A 24,442-nucleotide genomic window follows, 5' to 3' on the forward strand; every position below is an offset into this window, starting at 1 on the left:
GACTTCTGTTTGATCCCCGGTTCCCCAGCCCGATTCAGGATTTACTGCTAATGACTCAGACTCTCAGCCAGCTTGAACACAACGGTGCCTTTATTGAGCGCCATATCGGTCCTTCACCTGAGCAGCAGGCGCAGATGCTTGACGCGATTGGTGCCCGTTCGCTGGACGCGTTAATCGGCACCATTGTGCCTGCCGACATTCAACTGCCAGGCCCGCCTGCGGTAGGCGAAGCCGCCACTGAACAGCAGGCGCTGGCGGAACTGAAAGCCATCGCCAGCCAGAATCTGCGTTACAAATCCTGGATCGGCATGGGATACAGTGCGGTGATCACCCCGCCGGTGATCCTGCGTAACATGCTGGAGAATCCCGGCTGGTACACCGCTTACACCCCTTATCAGCCTGAGGTGTCGCAGGGCCGTCTGGAAGCACTGCTGAACTTCCAGCAGCTGACGCTGGATCTCACCGGCATGGATATCGCCTCCGCCTCACTGCTGGATGAAGCGACCGCCGCCGCCGAAGCGATGGCGATGGCAAAACGCGTCAGCAAGCTCAAAAACGCGAATAAATTTTTCATTGCCGATGATATTCATCCGCAGACGCTGGATGTGGTGCGAACCCGTGCAGAAACGTTCGGCTTTGAACTGATTATCGATCGTGCAGAGAAAGCGCCTGAGCATGACGATCTGTTTGGCGTGCTGCTGCAACAGGTGGGCACCACCGGTGAAGCGCACGACTACCGCGCACTGATTGCCGCACTCAAAGCGCGCAAAGTGGTCGTCAGCGTGGCCGCCGACTTTATGTCGTTAGTCCTGCTGGAAGCGCCAGGTAAGCAGGGCGCGGACATCGTGTTTGGTTCGGCTCAGCGCTTCGGCGTGCCTATGGGTTACGGCGGGCCTCACGCGGCGTTCTTCGCCAGCCGTGACGAGCATAAACGCTCTATGCCGGGCCGCATCATTGGTGTCTCGCGCGATGCTGCAGGCAACACGGCGCTGCGCATGGCGATGCAGACCCGCGAGCAGCATATCCGCCGCGAAAAGGCCAACTCCAACATCTGTACTTCACAGGTGCTGCTGGCCAACATTGCCGGTCTCTACGCGGTGTTCCACGGCCCGGCCGGCCTTAAACGTATCGCCTCACGCATTCACCGCTTCACCACGATTCTGGCAGCCGGCCTGCAGCAGGGTGGCCTGACGCTGCGCCATCAGCACTGGTTCGACACGCTGACGGTTGAGGTGGCGGATAAAGCCGCCGTGCTGAACCGCGCCCTGAGCTTTGGCGTTAACCTGCGCAGCGATATTCACAACGCGGTCGGCATCACGCTGGATGAAACCACCTGCCGCGAAGATATTCTGACGCTGTTCGCTATTCTGCTGGGTGACGATCAGCGTCCGGGCCTGGACAAACTCGACAGCGAAGTCGCCAGCGAAGGCCACGCTATTCCAGCCGGCCTGCTGCGCCAGAGCGACATTCTGACTCATCCGGTCTTCAACCGTCATCACAGCGAAACTGAGATGATGCGCTACATGCACAGCCTGGAGAAAAAAGATCTGGCGCTGAACCAGGCAATGATCCCGCTCGGCTCCTGCACGATGAAGCTCAATGCCGCGGCGGAGATGATCCCGATCACCTGGCCGGAGTTTGCTGAGCTGCATCCTTTCTGCCCGGCTGAACAGGCCGCTGGTTATCTGCAGATGATCGGTCAGCTTTCACAGTGGCTGGTGCAACTCACCGGCTATGATGCGCTCTGTATGCAGCCCAACTCCGGGGCGCAGGGGGAGTACGCCGGACTGCTGGCGATCCGCCGCTATCATGAAAGTCGCGGCGAGGGGGATCGCCATCTCTGCCTGATCCCCAGCTCGGCCCACGGCACTAACCCGGCCTCTGCTCAGATGGCGGGTATGGATGTGGTGGTGGTGGCCTGTGATAAACAGGGCAACATCGATCTGGGTGACCTGCGCGAAAAAGCCGCTCAGGCAGGTGATAAACTCTCCTGCATCATGGTGACTTATCCCTCTACCCATGGTGTCTATGAAGAGACCATCCGCGAAGTGTGCCAGATTGTTCATCAGTATGGCGGTCAGGTCTACCTGGATGGCGCAAACATGAATGCGCAGGTCGGCATCACCACGCCGGGATATATCGGCGCGGATGTGTCGCATCTCAATCTGCACAAAACCTTCTGCATTCCGCACGGCGGTGGCGGCCCGGGTATGGGACCGATTGGCGTCAAGGCGCATCTGGCTCCGTTTGTACCGGGTCACAGCGTGGTGCAGATCGACGGTGTGCTGACGCAGCAGGGCGCGGTCTCCGCTGCACCGTTTGGCAGCGCCTCCATCCTGCCTATCAGCTGGATGTACATTCGTATGATGGGAGCCGAGGGGCTGAAACAGGCCAGCTCGGTCGCTATCCTGAATGCTAACTACATCGCCAGCCGCCTGCAGTCCGCCTATCCGGTGCTCTATACCGGCCGCGACGGCCGCGTGGCGCATGAATGTATTCTCGACATTCGTCCGCTGAAAGAGCAGACCGGCATCAGCGAGCTGGATATTGCCAAGCGCCTGATCGATTACGGCTTCCACGCGCCGACCATGTCCTTCCCGGTCGCGGGCACCCTGATGGTGGAGCCAACCGAGTCGGAGAGCAAAATCGAACTGGATCGCTTTATTGATGCGATGCTGGCGATCCGCATCGAGATTGACCGGGTGGCGGCCGGGGAATGGCCGCTGGACGACAATCCGCTGGTAAATGCACCGCACACCCAGCTGGAAATTGTCGGTGAGTGGTCTCACCCTTACAGCCGTGAACTGGCGGTCTTCCCGGCGGGCAGCCACAACAAGTACTGGCCGACGGTGAAGCGTCTTGACGATGTCTTTGGCGACCGCAATCTGTTCTGCTCCTGCGTACCGATCAGCGACTATCAGTAAATCGCGGCGGCAGAATCTCATCCCCAGGGGCCGGTTTCCGGCCCTTTTTTATGGAGAAACAGTATGAAACTGGCACTGGTTACGGGAGGCAGCCGCGGCATCGGCCGGGCAACGTCGCGGCTGCTGGCCGCTCGCGGTTATCGGGTCGCGGTGAACTATCGCCAGCGCGAGGCAGAAGCGCAGGAGGTGGTCAGCCAAATCCGGCAGCAGGGCGGGGAAGCCTTTGCGATTCAGGCTGATATTGCGGATGAAGAGGCGGTGAAGGCGATGTTTGCGCAGCTCGATCAGCAGGCGGAACCGCTGGCGCTGCTGGTGAACAACGCCGGTATTCTGTTTCAGCAGTGCCGCACCGAACAGCTGGATGCGGCGCGTCTGCAAAAGGTGTTTGCCACCAATGTTATCGGCACCTTTCTCTGCTGCCGGGAGGCGGTTAAGCGGATGGGTACCCATCATGGCGGCCAGGGCGGGGCGATCGTGAACGTTTCATCGGCGGCGTCCCGCACTGGTGCACCGGGCGAATATGTCGATTACGCCGCCTCAAAAGGGGCGATGGATACCCTGACCAGAGGATTGTCGCTGGAAGTGGCGCAACAGGGCATCCGGGTAAACGGTGTCCGGCCGGGCTTCATCTATACAGAGATGCATGCCGACGGCGGCGAGCCGGGCAGAGTAGACCGGCTTGCCAGTGCGATTCCGATGGGACGAGGCGGAGAAGCGGAGGAGGTTGCGGAAGCGATCGTCTGGCTGGCCAGTGAAGCGGCCTCATACGTGACCGGCAGCATCATTGACGCTGCCGGTGGGCGCTGAGGCGTTTCGCCGCCGCGGCGGCGGGGCGCGTCAGAGGTTTTCGCCGTTGCTGGCGATAACCTGCTGATACCAGCCAAAGCTCTTCTTCTTCGCACGGGAAAAGTCGCCGCTGCCATCATCGTTTTTATTCACATGAATAAAGCCGTAACGCTTGTCGTACTGTCCGGTGGTGAACGAGACGCAGTCCAGGCAGCCCCACGGGGTGTAGCCCATTAACTCGACGCCATCATAGCTGACGGCTTTCTTCATCTCTTCGATGTGCGCGCGCAGATAGTCGATGCGGTAATCATCGTTAATCATCCCGTCGGCACCCGGCTTATCGATCGCGCCAAAGCCATTTTCCACAATAAACAGCGGCTTCTGATAACGTTCATAAAGGTCGTTCAGGGCATAGCGCAGGCCAACCGGATCGATCTGCCAGCCCCAGTCGGAGGCTTTCACATGCGGGTTTTTCACTACGCCTTCAAAGCCGGTAATCGGATCGTCAACGCCGCTGGCATCGGTCTTCACGGCGTTGCTCATGTAGTAGCTGAAGCCAACGTAGTCTGCGCAGCCCTGACGCAGCGTTTCGGCATCGTCAGCGTCCATCTGAATGTCATACCCTTTGCGCGCCCACTCTTTCAGGGTATAGGCCGGATAGTATCCGCGCATCTGCACATCACTGAACACATAGCGCTGATGCATCGCTTCCTGCGCCAGGGCCACATCATCCGGATGGCAGGAGAACGGGTAGACCGGCACCATGGCGATCATGCAGCCAATCTGAAAGTCCGGATTGATGTCGTGTCCGAGTTTCACCACTTTTGCGCTGGCAACAAACTGATGGTGCATCACCTGATACATCGCCTCTTCAGGCTTCTCATGTTCAGTGAAGATCACCCCTGAGCAGCAGTATCCGAACAGCGGATAGCGCCAGTTGCGCTGGTTGTTGATCTCGTTAAAGGTCATCCAGTATTTCACTTTGTTTTTATAGCGCTTCAGCACCACTTCACTGAAGCGCACAAAGAAGTCGACCACTTTGCGGTTATGCCAGCCGCCATACTCTTTAACCAGGTGATACGGCATTTCGAAGTGAGAGAGGGTGATGACGGGTTCAATGCCATACTTCAGCAGTTCATCAAACAGATCGTCATAGAATTGCAGGCCCGCTTCGTTGGGCTGCTGCTCATCCCCGTTCGGGAAGATGCGGGTCCAGGCAATGGAGGTGCGGAAACATCTGAAGCCCATCTCGGCAAACAGCGCGACATCCTCTTTATAGTGAGAGTAGAACTCCACGCCCTGATGGTTCGGATAGAAATGGCCGGGCTGCACGCCATCGGTGATGACCCGATCAACACCATGTGAGCCGCCGGTCAGCACGTCTGCAATGCTGACTCCTTTGCCGCCCTGATCCCAGCCGCCTTCAACCTGATGCGCTGCCACCGCGCCACCCCAGAGAAAGTCTTTGGGTAACTGCAATTCTGCACTCATGTTTCACTCCGTTCCGGATAAAGAAATTGCGATGAGTGTAGCAAGGCAATAATGAAAGTCACGATATAACATCGCGCGAAAAATGGCGTTTGTTACCTGTGAAAAACAGGCTGTTTTATTTTCGCAGCTGGCGGCCGATCGCCTCAATAATATAGGTTACCGGAACCTGTGTCGTAATGTCTGTATTGTCAGCCAGACGAATAATCGGCACATGGTAGCAGAGGGTAAAATCGCCGATTTTCGCCAGCGAACTGCTCTCAGTATTCGTTATCGCAATGATTCTGCACTTGTTCAGGCTGAACTGGCTGGCAATACGCAGGATCTCTTCGGTTTCACCGGAGACGGATAAAATAATCGCAATCGCGTTCTGATAGAGATCGGGACTGATCGGATAATAGGGATCATCAATTGCGTGGCTGAATTTACCGAGGTTAGAGAAAAAGCGGGCGCCATATTTCGCCAGGCTGCCTGATGTGCCGACGCCAATAAAGAAAACCTGCTCAGCCTGAGCAATTTTCTGTGCGGCCTGATCGATGAGCTGTTCAAACGCCGGATTGTTAATGCTGTTAAAGAAACTCAGCATCTCGCTCACCCCGGCGGTATTCAGCTGAGGCGTATGCTGCTGTTCGGCTAAGCGCAGACGAATGCGAAATTCTGACCAGCCTTCACAGTGCATCTTACGGCAGAAGCGCAGCACGGTGGTCGTGGAGACTCCCGCCTGCTCAGCCAGTTCGCGGATGGTCATATAACTGACGCCTTCACGATGTTTAATGATGAACTGATAGACCTGCATTTCCAGATCGTTAAGACGGGCGAGATCGCGGTGCGAAAACATGGATGACTCGTTGAACGGTTGACCTGGGGTCAGTTTATCAGATTCAGCAGCCGGTTTAACGGTTACAGAATTTCATAAGATAATTTTAGCGTACAGGTGTACACTGAAATCGTTATCAACCCGGCTGGAGAATATTATCACTGCGATTACGCTGTTCAGGACACACTTATGACCCCCACACTTTCTCACAAACCACGACCCGCAGCGGACGACTGGTTCGGCGAAGAAATTGCCAACAGTATCAGTCATGGTCTGGGCTGTCTGTCAGGCATCGCTGGCCTGGTGCTGATGCTTCATCAGGCCATCGAACGCCAGGCGGATACTCTGACCTTTGTCAGCTACAGCCTTTATGGCGGCAGTATGATCCTGCTGTTTCTGGCTTCGACGCTCTATCACGCCATTCCCGATGGCCCGGTCCGGCCCTGGCTGAAAACGTTCGACCACTGCGCGATCTATCTGCTTATCGCCGGAACCTACACGCCGTTTCTGCTGGTGGGACTCAGGACGCCGCTGGCGTATGGATTAATGGCGGTAATCTGGGGGCTGGCGCTGGCCGGTATTCTGTTTAAGCTTACCATTGCCCATCGCTTTAAAGTGCTGTCGCTGGTGACCTATCTCTGTATGGGGTGGCTGTCGCTGATCGTGGTTTATCAGCTGGCCATGATTATGCCGCCAGCCTGTATCTGGCTGCTGGCAGCAGGCGGGATAATCTACTCGCTGGGGGTGATTTTCTATGTGGCACGCCGCATTCCCTACAATCATGCCATCTGGCATGGATTCGTGCTGGGCGGCTCACTCTGTCATTTCTGCGCCATCTACTTCTATGTACGCTGACGCTTCGCGAATGTGGCCCTGACGTGATGCCAGGGCCAGAAGGTGACTCAGCTCTCATCCAGCGAATAGGGCAGGGGCTGCACCGTCAGATGACCACCTTCATCGCCTTCAACCCGCAGCACGCTGTCCGGCTCCAGATCGTTGTTCAGCACCACCTGAATCCAGCTGGTGCCATCATCCAGCTGCACAGCCGCCAGCACGCTGCCGGTACGACGCCAGCGCTCACCCATCTGCAGCTCCAGCGGCGCGTTGGCCTCAGGCAGATGGCTTGCCTTACCCGCCAGCCAGTAAAGGGCGCGTTTGTTAGCACCGCGATATTTCGCCCGTGCCACCATCTCCTGTCCGGCATAGCAGCCTTTTTTAAAGCTGATGGCATCCAGCGCCTGCAGGTTGGTGGCCTGCGGAATAAACTGCACGCTGGTGGCGGGAACGATCACCGGAATACCGGCTTCGATATCCAGCGCCAGCCACTGCTGGCTGTCGTTGAACTGCGCATCCTCGCTGAGTTTCTGCTTCAGCACGTCGGCCTGGGCCGGTGATGTCACAATCAGAAAACGTTCGGCCGGATGCGCAAACCACAACAGGGTAGTCTCACCCTGATGCACCACTGGTTTCTCGCTGTCAGGCAACGCCTCAAACAGGTTAGCCAGGGCAGCACGCGCCTGGAAACCGGCCACACCCAGCAGAAGTGCTTCATCGTCGGGCATCATCGTGACTTTTGAAAACACCGCATATTTCTTCAGCTCGGCCAACTGGGTGTCGCGCAGTTCACGCCGGATCAGGTAGGCATACCCTTCACCGCGATGAAACAGACGCAGATTGCTCCACATTTTGCCTTTGGCGTCGCAGTGCGCGGCGGGGGAGTGATGATTGGCATCCAGCGCCGCGACATCCAGCGTTAACTGACCCTGCAGGTAGGCAGTGCTGTCCGCACCGGTAATCGAAACCAGTGCCCAGCTGTCCAGTGACATCAGGGTTAGCGGCAGACGGGACGACGCGGCAGGCTGGCGCGGCGGTAAAGTAAAAGTGGGCATGGAGATATCCTGTGTAAGAAGGTTCATCCGGAACAATGTCTTCAATGTTAAAAGAGCCGCCTGGCAATGCAAACTGTTTACGGAAAACGGCGCACAAAAGGCGTGATAGCCCTGCAAAGAGGCCGCCTGAAATGTGGCAGGTTGCACAGCATGCGACGCAGCGCCTGCGAGCCGTAGTAAACCAGGTTACACTAAGCGCCACGTTGTGAACTGTGGAAACTGATGCATGGATATTAATGATAAATCACGTATTCAGTGGGCCTGCCGTCGCGGCATGCTGGAACTGGATGTGGCGATTATGCCGTTCTTCAAATTTGAGTATGACACGCTGAGCGACACCGATAAGCAGGTCTTTGTCGCGCTGCTGAAGAGTGACGATCCCGATCTGTTCAACTGGCTGATGAATCACGGCGAGCCAAAGGATCCTGAGCTTAAGCGGATGGTCAATCTCATCCAGCAGCGCAACCATGAGCGCGGCCCGGTGGCAATGTAAGCTGCGGCCCTCCCGGCTGGCGTGCGGGGTGCTGTGCGTCTGGCTGGTGGCTGCCGTCTCGGGCGTGCTGCTGATGGCGCTGCCCGTGGGTGGGGAGCTGCTGCGGAGCGGAATGATCCTGCTGTTGCTGGCGGAGGGCGGTCGTGTCTGCCGGCGGCTGAGGCTGCGGCATGGGACGCTGGAGCGGGAAAGTGTCCATTGCTGGATCTGGCAGGGAAAACGCTGGCGTCCCACTCAGCCACTGCGCTGGTTACCGGCAGGCGTGCTGCTGGTGGCGAAGAGCGAAGAGGGTGACAGGCTGCGCTGGTGGCTGATGCAGGACGCTATGCAGCCTGACGAATGGCGGGCGTTGCGCGCCTGCTGCTTCAGCAGGCCGCGACATTAACGGCGAAGAGGCATAAGCGCGCATGTCGACTGACCCGCGGCCGGTCAGGTTCTGTCAGGCATTCCGCGCCGTCTCCGTAGGTGGCTGGCGGCCGCAACGGCTGAAGAGGGTTACAGCAGTCCGGCAGTCTCGGTTAGCACCTGCTCGCACCACTGCTCAACGCGCTCATCAGTCACCTCAAACTGATTCACGTCATCCAGCGCCAGGCCGACAAACTGTGTGCCATCGGCAGTGAGCGGTCGGGGACTGGTGAACTCATAGCCCTCCAGCGGCCAGTAGCCTACGAAACGTACCCCCATCGGCTGCAGCAAATCGTGCAGCATGCCGAGCGCATCCAGAAACCATTCACCGTAGCCAATCTGATCGCCCATACCATACAGCGCCACAATCTTATTCTGCAGATTCAGCGCGGGCAGCTGCGTCCAGATCGCCTCCCAGTCCTCCTGCAACTCACCAAAATCCCAGGTGGGGATGCCCATGATCAGCAAATCGTACTGCTCCATCAGACGCGGGTCATCATCCTTAACGTTATGCAGCGTGACCAGCTCGTCGCCGATGAAATCGCGAATTTTCTCCGCCACGATTTCGGTGTAACAGGTACTGGAACCGTAAAACAGACCGATTTTCATGCAGATAACACTCTGTAAATACTGACTTTGGCGCAATTGTACCAGAAGCGCTGCTGAATCAGGCATAATGAGCATGATTTTACACCAGACGGCGGAGATAACGTGCAGGACAGCGAACTGACAGAACAGTTTCTTGATGCGCTCTGGATTGAGCGCAATCTGGCGCAGAACACGCTCTTCTCCTATCGCCAGGATCTCCAGACGCTGACCGGCTGGCTGGCGCATCACCAGCTGACGCTGCTCAGCGTGACGCCAGCCGATCTGCAGCAGTTTCTGGCTGAACGGCTGGAAGGAGGCTACAAGGCGACCAGCTCAGCGCGGCTGCTCAGCGCCATGCGTCGCCTGTTCCAGTATCTGTACCGTGAAAAAGTGCGCCCCGACGATCCCAGTGCGCTGCTCTCGGCACCCAAACTGCCACAGCGACTGCCGAAAGATCTCACTGAGGCGCAGGTCGAGCGGCTGTTGCAGGCACCCAATACCGATATCCCACTGGAGCTGCGCGATAAGGCGATGCTGGAGCTGCTCTATGCCACCGGCCTGCGCGTCTCCGAACTGACAGGGCTGACGCTCAGCGACATCAGCCTGCGTCAGGGCGTCGTCCGGGTAATCGGTAAAGGTGATAAAGAGCGGCTGGTGCCATTAGGTGAAGAAGCGGTTTACTGGCTGGAGCAATATATGGAACATGGTCGCCCGTGGCTGCTTAATGGTCAGACGCTGGACGTGATGTTTCCCAGTAATCGGGCGCAGCAGATGACGCGGCAGACCTTCTGGCATCGGATTAAGCATTACGCCACGCTGGCGGGCATCGACGCCGAAAAGTTATCACCCCATGTGATGCGCCATGCCTTTGCCACGCATCTGCTGAACCACGGCGCCGATTTACGTGTCGTACAGATGTTGCTGGGGCACAGCGATCTCTCCACCACGCAAATTTATACGCATGTCGCCACCGAGCGCCTGCGTCAGTTGCATCAACAACACCATCCGCGAGCCTGAACCGCGGCCATAAGGACAACGATGAACAAGCATTTTGCCATGCTGGCCCTGTTAGCCAGCGCCTTTTCCGGTCTTGCTCAGGCCGATGACAGCGCTATCCAGCAATCCCTGAAAAAGCTCGGGCTGAATCAGACAGAGATCAGCCCGTCCCCGCTGCCAGGGTTCAAAACCGTGCTGTCAGAGAGCGGCGTGCTCTACGTGACCGACGACGGTAAACATATGATTCAGGGTCCGCTGTATGACGTCAGCGGCACTCAGCCGGTTAACGTCACCAATAAGCTGCTCGACAAAAAGGTCGAGGCGCTGGTGCCGGAGATGATCGTCTACAAAGCGCCTAAAGAGCAGCATGTCGTGACCGTCTTTACCGACATTACCTGCGGCTACTGTCACAAGCTGCACGAGCAGATGGCGGACTACAACGCACTGGGTATCACCGTGCGCTACCTGGCGTTTCCGCGGGAAGGGCTGAATGGTCAGATCGCACCGGCGATGAAAGCGATCTGGTGCAGCGCCGACCGCAACAAAGCCTTTGACGAGGCGATGAAAGGCAATGCGCCGAAGATGGCTGCGCCCGACAGCTGCAAAATTGATATTGCTCAGCACTACAAACTGGGCGTGCTGTTCGGCATTCAGGGCACCCCGGCCATGCTCACCGACAGCGGCATGATGATCCCCGGTTATCAGACGCCGCAGGAGCTGAAGCAGGTGCTGGACAATCAGAAGCGTGGTGGTTAATCGGTGGTAAAACAGGATGTGGAACTCCGTCGCCGTGAGGTGACGGTAGACGATGCGCTGCCGGCGACCCTGCCGCCGCTGCTGAAGCGACTCTATCTGCACCGCGGTGTGCGCGATGCCGCAGAGCTGGAGCGCGGTGCAAAAAATCTGCTGCCGTTTCAATCCTTAAGCGGGATTGAGAGTGCCGTTGCGCTACTGCATCAGGCGCTGCTGGATGGCCGTCGCATCATGGTGGTCGGCGACTTTGATGCCGATGGCGCGACCAGTACCGCGCTGACGGTGATGGCGCTGCGCAGTATGGGCGGCAGTAACGTGCAGTATCTGGTGCCGAATCGCTTTGAAGATGGGTATGGCCTCAGCCCGGAAGTGGTAGAGCAGGCGCGTGCACGGGGCGCCGCCATGATCCTGACGGTCGATAACGGCATCTCCTCCCACGCCGGGGTGGAGTACGCGCATCAGCACGGCATTCCGGTGCTGATCACCGACCATCACCTGCCGGGCGAGACCTTACCGGCCGCTGAGGCGATCGTGAATCCTAACCTGCCCGACTGCGATTTTCCTTCGCGGGCGCTGGCGGGCGTTGGCGTTGCGTTCTATCTGATGCTGGCGCTGCGCGCCCATCTGCGCACCCAGGGCTGGTTCGGCGTTACCCGCGCCGAGCCAAATCTGGCCGGGATGCTGGACCTGGTGGCGCTCGGCACGGTCGCCGATGTGGTGCCGCTCGACGTTAACAACCGTATTCTGGTATGGCAGGGGCTGAGCCGTATCCGGGCCGGAAAATGCCGGCCAGGCATCCGGGCGCTGCTGGAGATTGCGAATCGCGATGCGCGTCAGCTGGCGGCCAGCGATCTCGGTTTTGCGCTGGGGCCACGGCTTAATGCCGCGGGGCGGCTCGACGACATGTCGGTGGGCGTGGCGCTGCTGATGACTGATGACCTGAGTCAGGCGCGGATGTTAGCCAGTGAGCTGGACGCACTCAACCAGACGCGAAAAGAGATCGAGCAGGGCATGCAGAGCGAGGCGCTGGCGCTGTGTCAGGCGCTGGAGCGTGAGCAGCGCGATCTGCCGCTGGGACTGGCCTTCTATCATCCCGAGTGGCATCAGGGCGTCGTGGGCATTCTGGCCTCACGACTGAAAGAGCGTTTTCATCGTCCGGTCATTGCCTTCGCCCCCGCGGGCGATGGCACGCTGAAAGGCTCGGGACGTTCGATTGCCGGTCTGCATCTGCGTGATGCGCTGGAGCGGCTGGATACCCTGAACCCCGGCCTGATGCTGAAGTTTGGTGGCCACGCGATGGCGGCAGGCTTATCGCTGGAAACGGACCGCTACGAGGAGTTTCGTCAGCGCTTTGCCGACCTGGTCGGTGAGTGGCTGGACGGCGAATCGCTGCAGGGCATCATCTGGTCTGACGGTGCGCTGCAACCGCAGGATTTTTCGCTGCAGACGGCTGAGATGCTGCGTGAGGCGGGCCCCTGGGGCCAGGCGTTCCCGGAACCGGCCTTCGACGGCCGGTTTAAGCTGCTGCAACAGCGGCTGGTGGGCGAGCGGCATCTGAAAGTAATGGTCGAACCGCTAGACGGCGGTCCGCTGATCGACGGTATCGCCTTTAATGTCGATACCACACTGTGGCCCGACAGCAGCGTGCGTCAGGTCGAACTGGCTTATAAGCTGGATATCAACGAGTATCGCGGTAACCGCTCGGTACAGCTGATCATCGACCATCTCTGGCCGCTGAACTAGGTTCTGTCAGGTTTGCGCCTCTGCGGTGATGGCAGGTGCGCATGCCTGACTGCCTTCCGTTGTCTCCTCTGACGGGGCCACAGCGCCATCAGCCGGGAAGAAAATGCGGCGCGTCACGCCGTTCCCGCATCCCCCCTGTCTCAACGCTACAAACTGCCGCCAGTTTCGGGTAAACTTGTGCGTTAAATTTCCTGTCCCATCGAACATAAGAAAGACGCTAAAGCCATGTTTGAAATCAACCCGGTCAAAAACCGTATTCAGGACCTCAGTGAGCGCAGCGACGTTCTTCGGGGGTATCTTTGACTACGATGCCAAGAAAGAACGCCTCGAAGAAGTAAACGCCGAGCTGGAACAGCCCGATGTCTGGAACGAACCTGAGCGTGCTCAGGCGCTGGGCAAAGAGCGCGCCTCGCTGGAAGCGATCGTGCAGACGCTGGATCAGATGGCGCAGGGCCTGGAAGATGTGCAGGGTCTGCTGGAGCTGGCCGTCGAAGCGGAAGACGAAGAGACTTTCAACGAAGCGGTTGCCGAGCTGGACGTGCTTGAGGGCAAGCTGGGCGAACTGGAGTTCCGCCGCATGTTCTCCGGCGAGTATGACAGCGCTGACTGCTACATCGACCTGCAGGCCGGTTCCGGCGGCACCGAAGCGCAGGACTGGGCCAGCATGCTGATGCGTATGTATCTGCGTTGGGCCGAAGCAAAAGGCTTCAAAACCGAAATTATCGAAGAGTCTGAAGGTGAAGTCGCGGGCATCAAATCCGTGACCATTCGCGTGTCAGGCGACTACGCCTTCGGCTGGCTGCGCACGGAAACCGGCGTCCATCGCCTGGTGCGTAAGAGTCCGTTCGACTCCGGCGGCCGTCGTCACACCTCATTCAGCTCCGCCTTTATTTACCCGGAAGTGGATGACGATATTGATATCGACATCAACCCGGCGGATCTGCGTATTGACGTCTATCGCGCATCGGGCGCGGGCGGTCAGCACGTTAACCGGACGGAATCTGCGGTGCGTATTACCCACATTCCGACCGGAACGGTGACTCAGTGTCAGAACGACCGTTCTCAGCACAAGAACAAAGATCAGGCGATGAAGCAGATGAAGGCGAAGCTGTACGAGCTTGAGATGCAGAAGAAAAATGCTGAGAAACAGGCGCTGGAAGACAACAAGTCTGACATCGGCTGGGGAAGTCAGATCCGTTCTTACGTGCTTGATGATGCCCGCATCAAAGATCTGCGCACCGGCGTAGAGACGCGTAACACCCAGGCTGTACTGGACGGCGATCTGGATCGATTCATTGAAGCTAGTTTAAAAGCAGGGTTATAAGGAACCGACATGTCTGAACAACAACCGCAGAGCGCTGACGCCGCCGTTGAGTTAAATAACGAACTGAAAACGCGTCGCGAAAAGCTGAGCGTGCTGCGTGCAAATGGCGTGGCGTTTCCTAACGATTTCCGTCGTGACAGCCTCTCTGACCAGCTGCACGCCAGCTATGGCGAGAAGAGCAACGAAGAGCTTGAAGATCTCGGCATCGAAGTGAGTGTGGCGGGTCGTATGATGACCCGTCGCATCATGGGTAAAGCCTCTTTCGTGACCCTGCAGGATGTGGGTGGCCGCATTCAGCTGTACGTTTCGCGTGATGACCTGGCGGAAGGGATCTACAACGAGCAGTTCAAAAAGTGGGATCTCGGCGATATCCTCGGCGCGCGCGGCAAGCTGTTTAAAACCAAAACCGGCGAACTGTCGATTCACTGTTCTGAACTGCGCCTGCTGACCAAAGCCCTGCGTCCGTTGCCGGACAAGTTCCACGGCCTGGCCGATCAGGAAACCCGTTACCGTCAGCGCTATCTCGACCTCATCGCCAACGATGAGTCGCGCAATACCTTCCGCATTCGTTCGCAGATCATGGCCGGTATCCGTCAGTTCATGGTGAGCCGTGACTTTATGGAAGTGGAAACGCCGATGATGCAGGTGATCCCGGGCGGCGCGTCTGCGCGTCCTTTCATCACCCATCACAATGCGCTGGATATCGACATGTATCTGCGTATTGCCCCGGAGCTTTACCTGAAGCGTCTGGTGGTGGGCGGGTTTGATCGCGTGTTCGAGATCAACCGTAACTTCCGTAACGAAGGGATTTCGCCACGTCATAACCCAGAGTTCACCATGATGGAACTCTATATGGCCTACGCGGATTACAAAGATCTGATCGAGCTGACCGAGAGCCTGTTCCGCACGCTGGCGCAGGATGTGCTGGGCAGCACGGTGGTGCCTTACGGTGAGCAGGAGTTTGATTTCGGTAAGCCGTTTGAAAAACTGACCATGCGCGAAGCGATCAAAAAGTATCGTCCTGAAACCGATCTGGCCGATCTGGAAGACTTTGATAAAGCGGTGGCGATTGCGCAATCACTGCACATCAAAGTTGAGAAGAGCTGGGGTCTGGGCCGCGTCGTAACGGAGATTTTCGAAGAGACGGCAGAGGCGAATCTGATTCAGCCAACCTTCATCACCGAATACCCGGCAGAAGTGTCGCCGCTGGCCCGTCGTAACGACGAGAACCCGGAAATCACGGATCGCTTTGAGTTCTTCATTGGTGGTCGTGAAATCGGTAACGGCTTCTCGGAGCTGAACGATGCGGAAGATCAGGCTGAGCGTTTCCTGCAGCAGGTAAATGCCAAAGATGCCGGTGACGACGAAGCGATGTTCTATGACGAAGATTACGTTACCGCACTGGAACATGGTCTGCCGCCAACCGCCGGTCTGGGTATCGGTATCGACCGTATGGTGATGCTGTTTACCAACAGCCACACCATCCGTGACGTCATCCTGTTCCCGGCACTGCGTCCAGGCAGCAAGTAAGTCTGACTGTTAACAGAAAAGGCCGGGATATCCCGGCTTTTTTTATACCTATGCCAGAATCAGACACTGCTTTTCGCCTCGCGATGCTTGTGCTTGAGCCGTGCTGCTCCCTATGCCAGGCTGAATACCTTAACCAGGAGCAAACATGATGCAACGTCCCGACTGCATTCGCCACTGGCAAGCGCTGGAAGGTGAAGATAATGAACATTATGCCGACAGCGATGAGCGCATGTCGATTGGTGCTCCACTGGGTAGGTTGCTGGGATTAACCCGCCTTGGCATTCATCATGAAAGGCTGTTGCCCGGACGTCGCATGTCTTATCCCCACGCAGAAAGCGCAGAAGAAGAGTTCATTTTTGTGCTTGAAGGTCATCCTGATGCCTGGATCAACGGCGAGCTGTACCCGTTGTCGCCAGGTGATGCCGTGGCTTTTCCGGCGGGCACTGGCATTTGCCACACCTTTATAAACAACAGTGAGCATGAGGCACGTTTTTTAGTGGTGGGGGAAACCAGTAAGCCTGAAAATCGTATTGCTTACCCTCTTAACCCGGACTACGAAGCAACCCGTGAAGACAGATGGCTCAATCCGCCCGAACATCCTATGGGCAACCATCCTGGTTTGCCCGACAAAAAATCTTAGGATTTAATCGCCTGATCCAGCCAGGTCTGAAAGCGGGAATAGGGCACATAGAGCGCAACGTTCTTGTAGAGCGTCTTACCGGTGACATTGTCATCGATGTTATTGCTGTAGCCCACAATCACCCCCGCCAGCGTATCGTCAGAGGCGTTATAAACCGCACCGCCTGACATGCCTTTTACCACTCCTGCATTCGCCGCTACCACGACGCAGTCTGGCTTGTTCCAGCTGTTCGCCAGCGTGGTATTGATGAGGTTCTGCCCGCTGGAACTGACCGGCATCGCCGAAATAAAGCTGTAGCCGTAGAGGTTCACCCTGTCGCCGATATGGCTGTTGCGGAAGCTGGGAGGCAGGTTTGCTTCGCTGTTTTTGTGGTAGACCACCGCCAGGTCGCATTGCGGATGCCAGGCTTTGACCCGATAAAGCGAAAACTTCGCCACATGGGCGGCGGTCAGGCTGTACTCCGGCGTCAGCGGGATGGTGGTGCCGAGCGTGCCGATACCCAGTATGGTCGGAATGCCGGTCACGGTCATATCAACCCGCTTTTCAGCTTCTTTACTGTACTCATAATGACCAACCGAGCAGCCGGTCAGAGCAAAGACCATCAAGGCTATGAGTCGTTGCATTCTCTCTCCCTGCGTCAGAAGTTGATAACTACACCTGGCAATTGATTAGGGATATATCGGCAACGTTGCGGAATAATTAATGAATCACATATAAAAAAGGTAACCGGTTAACGGGAAATGGCAACCTGACGCGATGCAGACAGGGCAGCCGCTGCCCCTCAGATAGCGAGAGAGAGCATCAGGAGGCGAGGATTATTGCGGCAACGGCAATAATCCTTTGCGCTACGCAGGCTATGTCGCTTATCCGGGCTGTGCTGTAATACTCACTGTGACGCAGATCAAATTTTAATAAGCGTCGAGGGGCTGCGTGTCCGCGCGGTTCACCTGCAAATAAGACTGGGAGAGTGTTATGCCTGTTGCATTACTGGCGCTGGCGTTGAGTGCGTTCGCCATCGGAACCACCGAATTTGTCATCATGGGATTGCTGCCTGACGTGGCGCGCGACCTTCAGGTTTCCATTCCGTCGGCGGGCTGGCTGATCAGCGGCTATGCGCTGGGCGTGGCGATCGGTGCGCCGATTATGGCGCTGCTCACCGCCAGACTGCCGCGTAAAAAAACGCTGATTCTGCTGATGGTGATCTTTATTGTCGGCAACCTGCTCTGCGCGCTTGCGTACAACTACAACCTGCTGATGCTGGCACGTATCGTCACCGCGCTCTGTCACGGGGCCTTCTTCGGTATCGGTGCGGTCGTCGCCGCCAGTCTGGTGCCAGCCGGACGTCAGGCCTCCGCTGTCGCCCTGATGTTTACCGGACTGACCCTGGCTAACGTGCTGGGCGTGCCGCTGGGCACCAGCTTCGGTCAGATGTTTGGCTGGCGGGCCACGTTCTGGGGTGTGGCGGTGATCGGTGTGCTGGCCTTTATCGCCCTGATTGTCAGCCTGCCGACAAACAAACAGGAGAAGCCGGTTCATCTGGCGAGTGAAATTGGCGCGCTGGCTAACGGAAAACTGTGGCTCTCTCTGCTGATGACGGTCTGCTTCGCGGCGGCGATGTTTGCGCTGTTCAGCTACATTGCGCCTCTGCTGTTAGAGATCACCGGGATCAGCGACCGCGGCGTCAGCTGGACGCTGTTCCTGATTGGTGCGGGCCTGACGGTGGGGAATATCCTTGGCGGCAAACTGGCGGACTGGAAAGTCTCATTCAGCCTGATCCTCAGTTTTTCGCTGATCGCCATCTTCTCTCTGCTCTTCAGCTGGACCAGCCACGCGCTGTGGCTGGCGGAGATTACCCTGTTCCTCTGGGCGATGGCCACCTTCGCCACGGTACCGGGCCTGCAGATCAACGTGGTCCGTCACGGTAAAGAGGCTCCTAATCTGGTCTCCACCCTGAATATTGCGGCCTTTAACGTGGGCAATGCGCTGGGTGCCTGGGTCGGCGGTGCGGTTATCGGTCGCGGTTATGGCCTGACGGCGGTGCCGGTCGCGGCGGCTGCGCTAGCGCTCATCGGCCTGCTGGTCTGCCTGATGACCTTCCGCAAACCAGGCCGCCCGGCTGCCAGCGTCCGCGCCTAAGCCAGGCGGGCGGCGATACGTGCCGGAAAGGCGGTCACCTGCTCCTGCAGATGGCTGACAAAGGCATCGACCAGCGCTGAGGCGGGTCGGTGCCGCGGCCTGACCAGGCTGACGGTAAACGGCACTGCTACGCTGAACTTACGCATCACCAATCCGCTGTCGGCGTAATCCAGCGCCGTCAGCGGATTAACAATCGAAATGCCTGTACCCGCCCTGACCATGGCGCACACCGAGGCTGCGCTGTGCGTCTCTATCACCAGCCGCCGTTCAACCCCCTGCTCCTGAAACAGCGCATCCAGCAGCTGACGATAGCTGTCGCTGCGCGAGAGGCTGACATACCGCTCGCCAGCGAAATCATGCGGCGTCAGCACGGCACGCTGACTCAGGGGATGGTGCTGTGGCAGAACGCACACTTCATCACAGGTCAGCAGGGCGAGACGATCGGTACCGGCCGGGGCGTGCTGGGTTTCGGTTAAACCGATATCGTAGCGCTGTGCTGAGAGCCACTCCTCCAGCAGCGGCGACTCCTGCGGGATCACATTGAGGCTCACGTCAGGGTAACGTGCTAAAAAGGGCTGACACAGCGGCGGCAGCAGCGACTGAGAAAAAACCGGCAGGCAGGCAATCGACAGCTCGCCCTGACGAAACTGGCGAAGTCCCTCTGCGGCTTCCCGGATGCGATCCAGACCGTACCAGGAGCGCTGCACCTCTTCAAACAGGCGCAATCCCTGTACCGTCGGCTGCAGCCGGCCGCGTACCCGTTCAAACAGCTGTAGTCCCAGCTGCTGCTCCAGCCGCGCCAGCTCCCGGCTCACCGTCGGCTGAGAGGTGTGCAGCAGCGTGGCGGCCTGAGTCAGATTGCCACTGGTTATCACCGCATGAAAAATTTCAATATGTCGCCAGTTGATGTTCGCCATGCCGCTATCCTATATCCATTCTGCATAGATGCTATTAAAACAGATATTTTTCGCTATGGCATGATTCTGGCTTAATGGAACTATCGCCACAGGAGAATTGTCATGCCACGTTCCTTACAGAGTACCGAAACCGCCCTCAACGCCGCTCATCTGCTGCCGCTGGCCCGCCGTTACGCCGGGCCATTCTGGGCCTATGACGCGCAGATTATCCAGGCACGCATTGCGCAGCTGCAGGCGTTTGACGTCATACGTTTTGCGCAGAAAGCCTGCTCAAATATTCATATCCTGCGCCTGATGCGGGCGGCGGGGGTCAAAGTGGATTCGGTTTCGCTGGGTGAAATCGAACGTGCGCTGGCGGCGGGCTACCAGCCGGGTGGCGATGAGATTGTTTTTACCGCCGATCTGTTTGACCAGCCGACGCTGGAGCGGGTTGCGGCGCTGAAGGTTCCGGTGAACGCCGGTTCAATCGATATGCTGCATCAGCTTGGCGCAGTGTCACCCGGTCACGCAGTGTGGTTGCGGGTCAATCCTGGCTTTGGTCATGGTCACAGCCAGAAAACCAATACCGGCGGCGAAAACAGCAAGCACGGTATCTGGCACGGTGATTTAGCCGCGGCGCTGGCCGCCATTGAGCAGCACGGCCTGCAGCTGGTGGGCATCCATATGCATATCGGTTCGGGCGTCGATTATGCGCACCTGCAGCAGGTCTGCGATGCGATGGTCGGACTGGTTATGGCGTCCGGTCAGGATTTGACGGCAATCTCTGCAGGCGGCGGCCTCTCTATCCCTTATCGCTATGGCGAAGAGGCGATCGACACCGATCACTATTTCGGCCTTTGGGATGCGGCCCGGCAGCGGATTGCTCAGCATCTGGGGCACGCGGTCAAGCTGGAGATTGAACCGGGCCGTTTCCTGGTGGCTGAGTCAGGTGTGCTGGTCTCTCAGGTGAGAGCGGTCAAGTCGATGGGCAGCCGTCACTTTGTGCTGGTCGATGCCGGTTTCAGTGACCTGATGCGTCCTTCCATGTATGGCAGCTATCACCACATCTCGCTGATGGCGGGTGATGATCGCGCGATTGATGAGCAGCAGACGATCGACACGGTCGTCGCGGGGCCGCTGTGTGAGTCGGGCGATGTCTTTACCCAGCTGGAAGGCGGTATGGTAGAACCGCGTGCGATCCCGGCGGCCAGCGTCGGCGACTACCTCGTATTTCACGACACGGGCGCTTATGGTGCCTCGATGTCCTCAAACTACAACAGCCGTCCGTTAATCCCGGAAGTGCTGTTTGAGCAGGGCCAGCCGCGCGAAATCCGCCGTGCGCAGACCATTCAGTCGTTGCTGGCACTGGAGATTGGCGAATAAGCGATACAGTACGACCGGGCGGCCTGTACGCGGGCTTACCGCGTCAGCGTTTTTCAGAGGAGAGCAGGTGATGGAGATTGTCTTGCTCAGCGACGCGCCCCACTTTGCCGATCAGGTTACTGACTGGCAGTGGCGGGCATTCGGTGAGGCCAGCAGCCGGGCGTTCTTTGCGAGCGTGGTTAACAGCAGCCTGACAGGGGCAGAGTTTCCCGTCACCTTTGTGGCCGTGGAAGCGGGCAGGGCGATCGGTACAGTGGGATTCTGGCGCTGCGATCTGATCAGTCGTCAGGATCTCTTCCCCTGGCTGGCGGCGCTCTATGTGGATGAATCGGCGCGTGGCAGAGGAGTCAGCGAGGCGCTGCAGCAGCACGTTATCGGCTATGCAAAGGCGCGGGGCTTTCCACGGTTGTGGCTATGGTCGGCGTTCAGAGGGTATTACGAACGATTTGGCTGGCAGGCGGCGGGAGAAGCACTGGAGTATCCTGACAAGCCTGTCTCGCTCTACTGCCGCGCGCTGTGAGAGAAGCCAGCCGCCTCTGCGGCAGCTGGCAGTCGCACTCAGGGAGCCGGGTAGGTAAAACGACGGTGAATCGCCTCAATCCCTTCCAGAATCTCGGCGTTCAGGGTCAGATTGAAGCTGTCGATATTTGTCTGCAGCTGCTCAAGGGTGGTGGCACCCAGCAGCGTGCTGGCAACAAATGGCTGCTGACGCACATAGGCGAGGGCCATCTGCGACGGGTCAATCTGATGCTGTCGGGCCAGCGCCACATACTCAGCAATTGCCTGCTGTGACTGCTCACCGCTGTAGCGGGTGAAGCGGCTGAACAGGGTGTTGCGTGCGCCCGCAGGCTGCGCGCCATTCAGATATTTACCGCTCAGCGTACCAAACGCCAGGCTCGAATAGGCGAGCAGTTCAACGCCCTCATGCTGGCTGATTTCGGCCAGACCCACTTCAAAACTGCGGTTCAGCAGACTGTAGGGGTTCTGAATGCTGACGATGCGCGGCAGCTCATGCTTCTCCGCCAGTTGCAGATAGCGCATTACCCCCCACGCCGTTTCGTTCGAGACCCCGATATAGCGAATCTTTCCTGCCCGCACCTGTTCGGTCAGCGCCTCCAGGGTCTCCAGCAGGGTCACCTGCGCGGTGGTTTCGCTGTACTGGTAGCCGAGCTTGCCAAAAAAGTTAGTCTGGCGCTGCGGCCAGTGCAGCTGGTAGAGATCCAGATAGTCGGTGTTCAGCCGTTTCAGGCTGGCGTCGAGGGCGGCACGGATGTTTTTGCGATCCAGCGCCATGTCCGGACGGATTGAGGCGTCGTTGCCACGGGAAGGGCCGGCGACTTTACTGGCCAGAATGATTTTGTCGCGGCTGCCGCGCTGTTTCAGCCAGCTGCCAATGTATTGTTCGGTCAGACCCTGGGTTTCCGGGCGCGGTGGCACCGGATACATCTCGGCAGTATCAATAAAGTTGATGCCGGAACGGATAGCCAAATCCAGTTGAGCATGCGCGTCAGCTTCGCTGTTCTGTTCGCCGAACGTCATGGTGCCCAACCCCAGCTGACTCACTTCCAGCGTGCTGTGGGGAATACGATGATAGTGCATTGCCAGCTTCCTTTTCTTTATCGGGAATAGAGCGAATGGAATGTTGTGTCCTGAGGGACTATAGCGCGAGCCATGGCGGGGAAGGAAGGGGGAAAAATCGGGGAAATCATCTGCCAGCGCAGAATGGGTGGCAGATGATTAAATCAGGCACTTAACGTTCAATGATCGTTGAAACCTCATCGCTGTTAATCTGCACTGCGTGACCTGACTGATCGGTGTATTCCACCAGGCCGGTCTCTTTATCAATGCTCGGCTTGCCTTCGGTCATAATCATGCGGCCATCTTTGGTCGCCATCACATAATCTGAACTGCATCCGCTTAATAACGCTGCGGTTATCACTACCGCTGCTAATCCTGCCAGCCCTTTCATCACGCCTTCCCCTCACAAATCGTCAAGTGCAAAAAGTGTAGTAATAAATGGTTTTGCCGGCAGGATTAATCGCAGAATTCTGAAAATATCCGGGCGAGCAGGCTCGCCCTTGACTTTATCAGGCGGGCTTTTTCTTACTGCGCATCAGGTTAAGGCACTCAACCGCCATTGAGAAGAACATGGCGAAATAGATGTAACCTTTTGGTACGTGGACCGCAAAACTCTCCAGAATCAGGGTAAAACCGACCAGAATCAGGAAAGAGAGGGCCAGCATTTTCACTGACGGATGGCGATCGACAAACTCACCGATAACCCGCGCCGCGAACATCATCAGCAGCACCGCGATCACGACTGCCGCCATCATAATGAAGAGATGATCGGAGAGGCCGATGGCGGTGATAACGGAGTCCAGGCTGAAAATAATGTCGAGCATCATGATCTGCACAATCGCGCCGAGGAAGGAGTGAACGCGGGTATTGTGTTCCCCTTCGCCGCCTTCAATCGTTTCATGGATCTCCATGCTCGATTTCCACAGCAGGAAAAGGCCACCGAACAGCAGGATAAGATCGCGCGCCGAGAAGGGGTGATCCAGCAGCGTAAACAGCGGATTAGTCAGACGGGCAACCCACGCGATTGAGGCCAGTAAGGCCAGACGCATCAGCATCGCGCCCATCAGGCCAATGCGACGGGCGCTGGCCTGCTGGTGTTTAGGCAGTTTCGCGACCACCAGTGACAGGAAAATGATGTTATCAATACCCAGCACCACCTCAAGGATGGTCAGGGTGCCCAGCGCCAGCCAGGCGTTGGGATCGGAAATCCACTCAAACATACCGACATTCAATCCTAAACGAAAAGTAAACGGCGATTATACGCAATGGCTGCACCGATCACCCACAAAATTGCGACATTTCCGCCAGGTCGGGGGAGTTCAGAGAAGAAAATGACGCGCCAGCAGGGGGCCGGTGAAACTTTTCTTCAGATAGAAACCGCGCGGCAGGGTCATGATCGGCTGGCCCTGATCGCCAATGCCCTCCGTCAGCGCTTTACTGTTGGCGGCCTTGGGTCGAATCTGCAGCCAGGCGCCATGCCGGGCGGTGATCTGCTCAACGCGACCCAGCACGATCATATCCATCAGCTCCTCCCAGTCCTGACGCAGCATCTCCTCCTCTTCTGCATCGGGGCTCCACAACAGCGGCGCGCCGACACGGCGATGCCGCAGTGGAATCTCACGCTCGCCTTCCACCGGGATCCATAACACCCGCGCCAGCTTGTGCCGCACGTGGCTGTTCGACCAGGTCACGCCGCTGTTGCCGGTCAGGGGGGCGACGCAGACAAAGGTGGTTTCCAGCGGTTTGCCCTGTGCATCAATCGGAATGGTTTTCAGTTCGATACCCAGATGGGCAAAGTCCTGCTCTGCTTTGCTGCCTGCGCTGGCGCCCAGATGCCACTCCAGCAGCATCCCGACCCAGCCTTTATCGCGTTTAAGATCGGCAGGCATAGGCAGCCCGGCGCGAGCGGCCAGCGTTTCCAGTGTTAATCCGGCTAACTCCTGCGCCCGGGCCAGCAGGCTGGCTTCATTTTCAGGCGGGCCTGGCGGGTGACTCATGTTGATAACTCTTGCTGGTTGAAATTTGAACAATAAAAAGAGGGTAACCTGTGCGGCTGAAACAAACCCTATCGGG

General features: G+C 57.8%; 24 protein-coding genes. 14 read left to right on the forward strand and 10 right to left on the reverse strand.

Annotation, left to right across the window (positions count from 1 at the left end; genetic code table 11):
* Positions 1 to 50: 50 nt before the first annotated feature.
* On the forward strand, positions 51 to 2,924 hold the full coding sequence (gene gcvP, locus FJW00_RS16650; protein ID WP_140924986.1) for an aminomethyl-transferring glycine dehydrogenase: 2,874 nt from the start codon (positions 51 to 53) through the stop codon (positions 2,922 to 2,924).
* 63 nt (positions 2,925 to 2,987) lie between these two features.
* Entirely contained in the window at positions 2,988 to 3,731 is a 744-nt protein-coding gene (locus FJW00_RS16655; protein WP_140924988.1) for an SDR family oxidoreductase, read from the forward strand.
* 30 nt (positions 3,732 to 3,761) lie between these two features.
* On the opposite strand, the gene FJW00_RS16660 is transcribed toward FJW00_RS16655, so the two are convergent.
* Positions 3,762 to 5,201, reverse strand: coding sequence for a 6-phospho-beta-glucosidase (locus FJW00_RS16660; RefSeq protein ID WP_058958029.1), 1,440 nt, complete (start codon positions 5,199 to 5,201; stop codon positions 3,762 to 3,764).
* 115 nt (positions 5,202 to 5,316) lie between these two features.
* Positions 5,317 to 6,036 carry a MurR/RpiR family transcriptional regulator gene (locus FJW00_RS16665; protein ID WP_140924990.1) on the reverse strand — a complete coding sequence of 240 codons (720 nt, stop codon included), beginning with the start codon at positions 6,034 to 6,036 and terminating at the stop codon, positions 5,317 to 5,319.
* Between the two features lie 168 nt (positions 6,037 to 6,204).
* Here FJW00_RS16665 and trhA point away from each other — a divergent pair, with 168 nt between their 5' ends.
* The gene (gene trhA, locus FJW00_RS16670) at positions 6,205 to 6,870 is read left to right on the forward strand and encodes a PAQR family membrane homeostasis protein TrhA (protein WP_140029505.1); all 666 of its coding nucleotides are present in this window, start codon (positions 6,205 to 6,207) and stop codon (positions 6,868 to 6,870) included.
* A 47-nt stretch (positions 6,871 to 6,917) separates the two neighbouring features.
* Here trhA and ygfZ read toward each other — a convergent pair whose 3' ends face one another.
* A complete protein-coding gene (gene ygfZ, locus FJW00_RS16675; RefSeq protein ID WP_140924992.1) occupies positions 6,918 to 7,904 on the reverse strand; it encodes a tRNA-modifying protein YgfZ in 987 nt (328 codons plus the stop codon).
* Positions 7,905 to 8,130: 226 nt separating this feature from the next.
* Between ygfZ and sdhE the strand changes: the two genes are divergently transcribed.
* Positions 8,131 to 8,397, forward strand: coding sequence for an FAD assembly factor SdhE (gene sdhE / locus FJW00_RS16680; protein WP_009087078.1), 267 nt, complete (start codon positions 8,131 to 8,133; stop codon positions 8,395 to 8,397).
* Positions 8,372 to 8,782, forward strand: coding sequence for a protein YgfX (locus tag FJW00_RS16685; RefSeq protein ID WP_140924994.1), 411 nt, complete (start codon positions 8,372 to 8,374; stop codon positions 8,780 to 8,782). Before sdhE ends, FJW00_RS16685 begins: the two co-directional genes overlap by 26 nt.
* Before the next feature lie 110 nt (positions 8,783 to 8,892).
* Here FJW00_RS16685 and fldB read toward each other — a convergent pair whose 3' ends face one another.
* Positions 8,893 to 9,411, reverse strand: coding sequence for a flavodoxin FldB (fldB, locus tag FJW00_RS16690; protein WP_046102492.1), 519 nt, complete (start codon positions 9,409 to 9,411; stop codon positions 8,893 to 8,895).
* Positions 9,412 to 9,513: 102 nt separating this feature from the next.
* On the opposite strand from fldB, the gene xerD reads away from it, so the two are divergent.
* The 6 genes from xerD to FJW00_RS16720 all read left to right on the forward strand — a co-directional run bounded on the left by xerD (position 9,514) and on the right by FJW00_RS16720 (position 16,376).
* Positions 9,514 to 10,407: a site-specific tyrosine recombinase XerD gene (xerD, locus tag FJW00_RS16695; protein ID WP_140924996.1), complete on the forward strand. Its 894-nt coding sequence runs from the start codon at positions 9,514 to 9,516 to the stop codon at positions 10,405 to 10,407.
* Positions 10,408 to 10,428: 21 nt separating this feature from the next.
* Positions 10,429 to 11,142, forward strand: a complete 714-nt coding sequence (gene dsbC / locus FJW00_RS16700) for a bifunctional protein-disulfide isomerase/oxidoreductase DsbC (RefSeq protein ID WP_009087068.1) — start codon at positions 10,429 to 10,431, stop codon at positions 11,140 to 11,142.
* 3 nt (positions 11,143 to 11,145) lie between these two features.
* Entirely contained in the window at positions 11,146 to 12,882 is a 1,737-nt protein-coding gene (gene recJ / locus FJW00_RS16705) for a single-stranded-DNA-specific exonuclease RecJ (RefSeq protein WP_046102491.1), read from the forward strand.
* Between the two features lie 225 nt (positions 12,883 to 13,107).
* A protein-coding gene (gene prfB, locus FJW00_RS16710; RefSeq protein WP_111208374.1) for a peptide chain release factor 2 occupies positions 13,108 to 14,206 on the forward strand; the annotation gives its coding sequence in 2 pieces (ribosomal slippage) (positions 13,108 to 13,182 and positions 13,184 to 14,206; 1,098 coding nt in all).
* A 9-nt stretch (positions 14,207 to 14,215) separates the two neighbouring features.
* Positions 14,216 to 15,736, forward strand: a complete 1,521-nt coding sequence (lysS, locus tag FJW00_RS16715; RefSeq protein WP_009087062.1) for a lysine--tRNA ligase — start codon at positions 14,216 to 14,218, stop codon at positions 15,734 to 15,736.
* A 145-nt stretch (positions 15,737 to 15,881) separates the two neighbouring features.
* Positions 15,882 to 16,376 carry a cupin domain-containing protein gene (locus FJW00_RS16720; RefSeq protein WP_033736044.1) on the forward strand — a complete coding sequence of 165 codons (495 nt, stop codon included), beginning with the start codon at positions 15,882 to 15,884 and terminating at the stop codon, positions 16,374 to 16,376.
* On the opposite strand, the gene FJW00_RS16725 is transcribed toward FJW00_RS16720, so the two are convergent.
* Positions 16,373 to 16,999, reverse strand: coding sequence for a S1 family serine peptidase (locus FJW00_RS16725; RefSeq protein WP_046102490.1), 627 nt, complete (start codon positions 16,997 to 16,999; stop codon positions 16,373 to 16,375). The genes FJW00_RS16720 and FJW00_RS16725 overlap by 4 nt on opposite strands.
* Before the next feature lie 349 nt (positions 17,000 to 17,348).
* Between FJW00_RS16725 and FJW00_RS16730 the strand changes: the two genes are divergently transcribed.
* Positions 17,349 to 18,512, forward strand: a complete 1,164-nt coding sequence (locus tag FJW00_RS16730) for an MFS transporter (RefSeq protein WP_111208376.1) — start codon at positions 17,349 to 17,351, stop codon at positions 18,510 to 18,512.
* Here FJW00_RS16730 and FJW00_RS16735 read toward each other — a convergent pair.
* On the reverse strand, positions 18,509 to 19,429 hold the full coding sequence (locus FJW00_RS16735) for a LysR family transcriptional regulator (RefSeq protein ID WP_140924998.1): 921 nt from the start codon (positions 19,427 to 19,429) through the stop codon (positions 18,509 to 18,511). The genes FJW00_RS16730 and FJW00_RS16735 overlap by 4 nt on opposite strands.
* Before the next feature lie 102 nt (positions 19,430 to 19,531).
* On the opposite strand from FJW00_RS16735, the gene lysA reads away from it, so the two are divergent.
* Positions 19,532 to 20,791, forward strand: coding sequence for a diaminopimelate decarboxylase (gene lysA / locus FJW00_RS16740; RefSeq protein WP_140925000.1), 1,260 nt, complete (start codon positions 19,532 to 19,534; stop codon positions 20,789 to 20,791).
* 70 nt (positions 20,792 to 20,861) lie between these two features.
* Positions 20,862 to 21,311, forward strand: a complete 450-nt coding sequence (locus FJW00_RS16745) for a GNAT family N-acetyltransferase (protein ID WP_046102487.1) — start codon at positions 20,862 to 20,864, stop codon at positions 21,309 to 21,311.
* Between the two features lie 38 nt (positions 21,312 to 21,349).
* Here FJW00_RS16745 and FJW00_RS16750 read toward each other — a convergent pair whose 3' ends face one another.
* The 4 genes from FJW00_RS16750 to mutH all read right to left on the reverse strand — a co-directional run bounded on the left by FJW00_RS16750 (position 21,350) and on the right by mutH (position 24,366).
* On the reverse strand, positions 21,350 to 22,390 hold the full coding sequence (locus FJW00_RS16750; RefSeq protein WP_009087049.1) for an NADP(H)-dependent aldo-keto reductase: 1,041 nt from the start codon (positions 22,388 to 22,390) through the stop codon (positions 21,350 to 21,352).
* A 151-nt stretch (positions 22,391 to 22,541) separates the two neighbouring features.
* The gene (locus FJW00_RS16755; protein ID WP_009087047.1) at positions 22,542 to 22,760 is read right to left on the reverse strand and encodes a YgdI/YgdR family lipoprotein; all 219 of its coding nucleotides are present in this window, start codon (positions 22,758 to 22,760) and stop codon (positions 22,542 to 22,544) included.
* Between the two features lie 118 nt (positions 22,761 to 22,878).
* Positions 22,879 to 23,589, reverse strand: coding sequence for a TerC family protein (locus FJW00_RS16760; protein ID WP_046102486.1), 711 nt, complete (start codon positions 23,587 to 23,589; stop codon positions 22,879 to 22,881).
* Between the two features lie 99 nt (positions 23,590 to 23,688).
* Positions 23,689 to 24,366: a DNA mismatch repair endonuclease MutH gene (mutH, locus tag FJW00_RS16765; protein WP_058958022.1), complete on the reverse strand. Its 678-nt coding sequence runs from the start codon at positions 24,364 to 24,366 to the stop codon at positions 23,689 to 23,691.
* Positions 24,367 to 24,442: the final 76 nt, after the last annotated feature.

The sequence above is a fragment of the Pantoea anthophila genome, assembly GCF_006494375.1.
Taxonomy (GTDB): domain Bacteria; phylum Pseudomonadota; class Gammaproteobacteria; order Enterobacterales; family Enterobacteriaceae; genus Pantoea; species Pantoea anthophila.

What these genes read in the sequence shown, in the direction of transcription:
- gcvP (WP_140924986.1), top strand. Translation starts at nt 51, where the DNA reads ATGACTCAGACTCTCAGCCAGCTTGAACACAACGGTGCCTTTATTGAG.
- FJW00_RS16655 (WP_140924988.1), top strand. Translation starts at nt 2,988, where the DNA reads ATGAAACTGGCACTGGTTACGGGAGGCAGCCGCGGCATCGGCCGGGCA.
- FJW00_RS16660 (WP_058958029.1), bottom strand. Translation starts at nt 5,201, where the DNA reads ATGAGTGCAGAATTGCAGTTACCCAAAGACTTTCTCTGGGGTGGCGCG.
- FJW00_RS16665 (WP_140924990.1), bottom strand. Translation starts at nt 6,036, where the DNA reads ATGTTTTCGCACCGCGATCTCGCCCGTCTTAACGATCTGGAAATGCAG.
- trhA (WP_140029505.1), top strand. Translation starts at nt 6,205, where the DNA reads ATGACCCCCACACTTTCTCACAAACCACGACCCGCAGCGGACGACTGG.
- ygfZ (WP_140924992.1), bottom strand. Translation starts at nt 7,904, where the DNA reads ATGCCCACTTTTACTTTACCGCCGCGCCAGCCTGCCGCGTCGTCCCGT.
- sdhE (WP_009087078.1), top strand. Translation starts at nt 8,131, where the DNA reads ATGGATATTAATGATAAATCACGTATTCAGTGGGCCTGCCGTCGCGGC.
- FJW00_RS16685 (WP_140924994.1), top strand. Translation starts at nt 8,372, where the DNA reads ATGAGCGCGGCCCGGTGGCAATGTAAGCTGCGGCCCTCCCGGCTGGCG.
- fldB (WP_046102492.1), bottom strand. Translation starts at nt 9,411, where the DNA reads ATGAAAATCGGTCTGTTTTACGGTTCCAGTACCTGTTACACCGAAATC.
- dsbC (WP_009087068.1), top strand. Translation starts at nt 10,429, where the DNA reads ATGAACAAGCATTTTGCCATGCTGGCCCTGTTAGCCAGCGCCTTTTCC.
- lysS (WP_009087062.1), top strand. Translation starts at nt 14,216, where the DNA reads ATGTCTGAACAACAACCGCAGAGCGCTGACGCCGCCGTTGAGTTAAAT.
- FJW00_RS16720 (WP_033736044.1), top strand. Translation starts at nt 15,882, where the DNA reads ATGATGCAACGTCCCGACTGCATTCGCCACTGGCAAGCGCTGGAAGGT.
- FJW00_RS16725 (WP_046102490.1), bottom strand. Translation starts at nt 16,999, where the DNA reads ATGCAACGACTCATAGCCTTGATGGTCTTTGCTCTGACCGGCTGCTCG.
- FJW00_RS16730 (WP_111208376.1), top strand. Translation starts at nt 17,349, where the DNA reads ATGCCTGTTGCATTACTGGCGCTGGCGTTGAGTGCGTTCGCCATCGGA.
- FJW00_RS16735 (WP_140924998.1), bottom strand. Translation starts at nt 19,429, where the DNA reads ATGGCGAACATCAACTGGCGACATATTGAAATTTTTCATGCGGTGATA.
- lysA (WP_140925000.1), top strand. Translation starts at nt 19,532, where the DNA reads ATGCCACGTTCCTTACAGAGTACCGAAACCGCCCTCAACGCCGCTCAT.
- FJW00_RS16745 (WP_046102487.1), top strand. Translation starts at nt 20,862, where the DNA reads ATGGAGATTGTCTTGCTCAGCGACGCGCCCCACTTTGCCGATCAGGTT.
- FJW00_RS16750 (WP_009087049.1), bottom strand. Translation starts at nt 22,390, where the DNA reads ATGCACTATCATCGTATTCCCCACAGCACGCTGGAAGTGAGTCAGCTG.
- FJW00_RS16755 (WP_009087047.1), bottom strand. Translation starts at nt 22,760, where the DNA reads ATGAAAGGGCTGGCAGGATTAGCAGCGGTAGTGATAACCGCAGCGTTA.
- FJW00_RS16760 (WP_046102486.1), bottom strand. Translation starts at nt 23,589, where the DNA reads ATGTTTGAGTGGATTTCCGATCCCAACGCCTGGCTGGCGCTGGGCACC.
- mutH (WP_058958022.1), bottom strand. Translation starts at nt 24,366, where the DNA reads ATGAGTCACCCGCCAGGCCCGCCTGAAAATGAAGCCAGCCTGCTGGCC.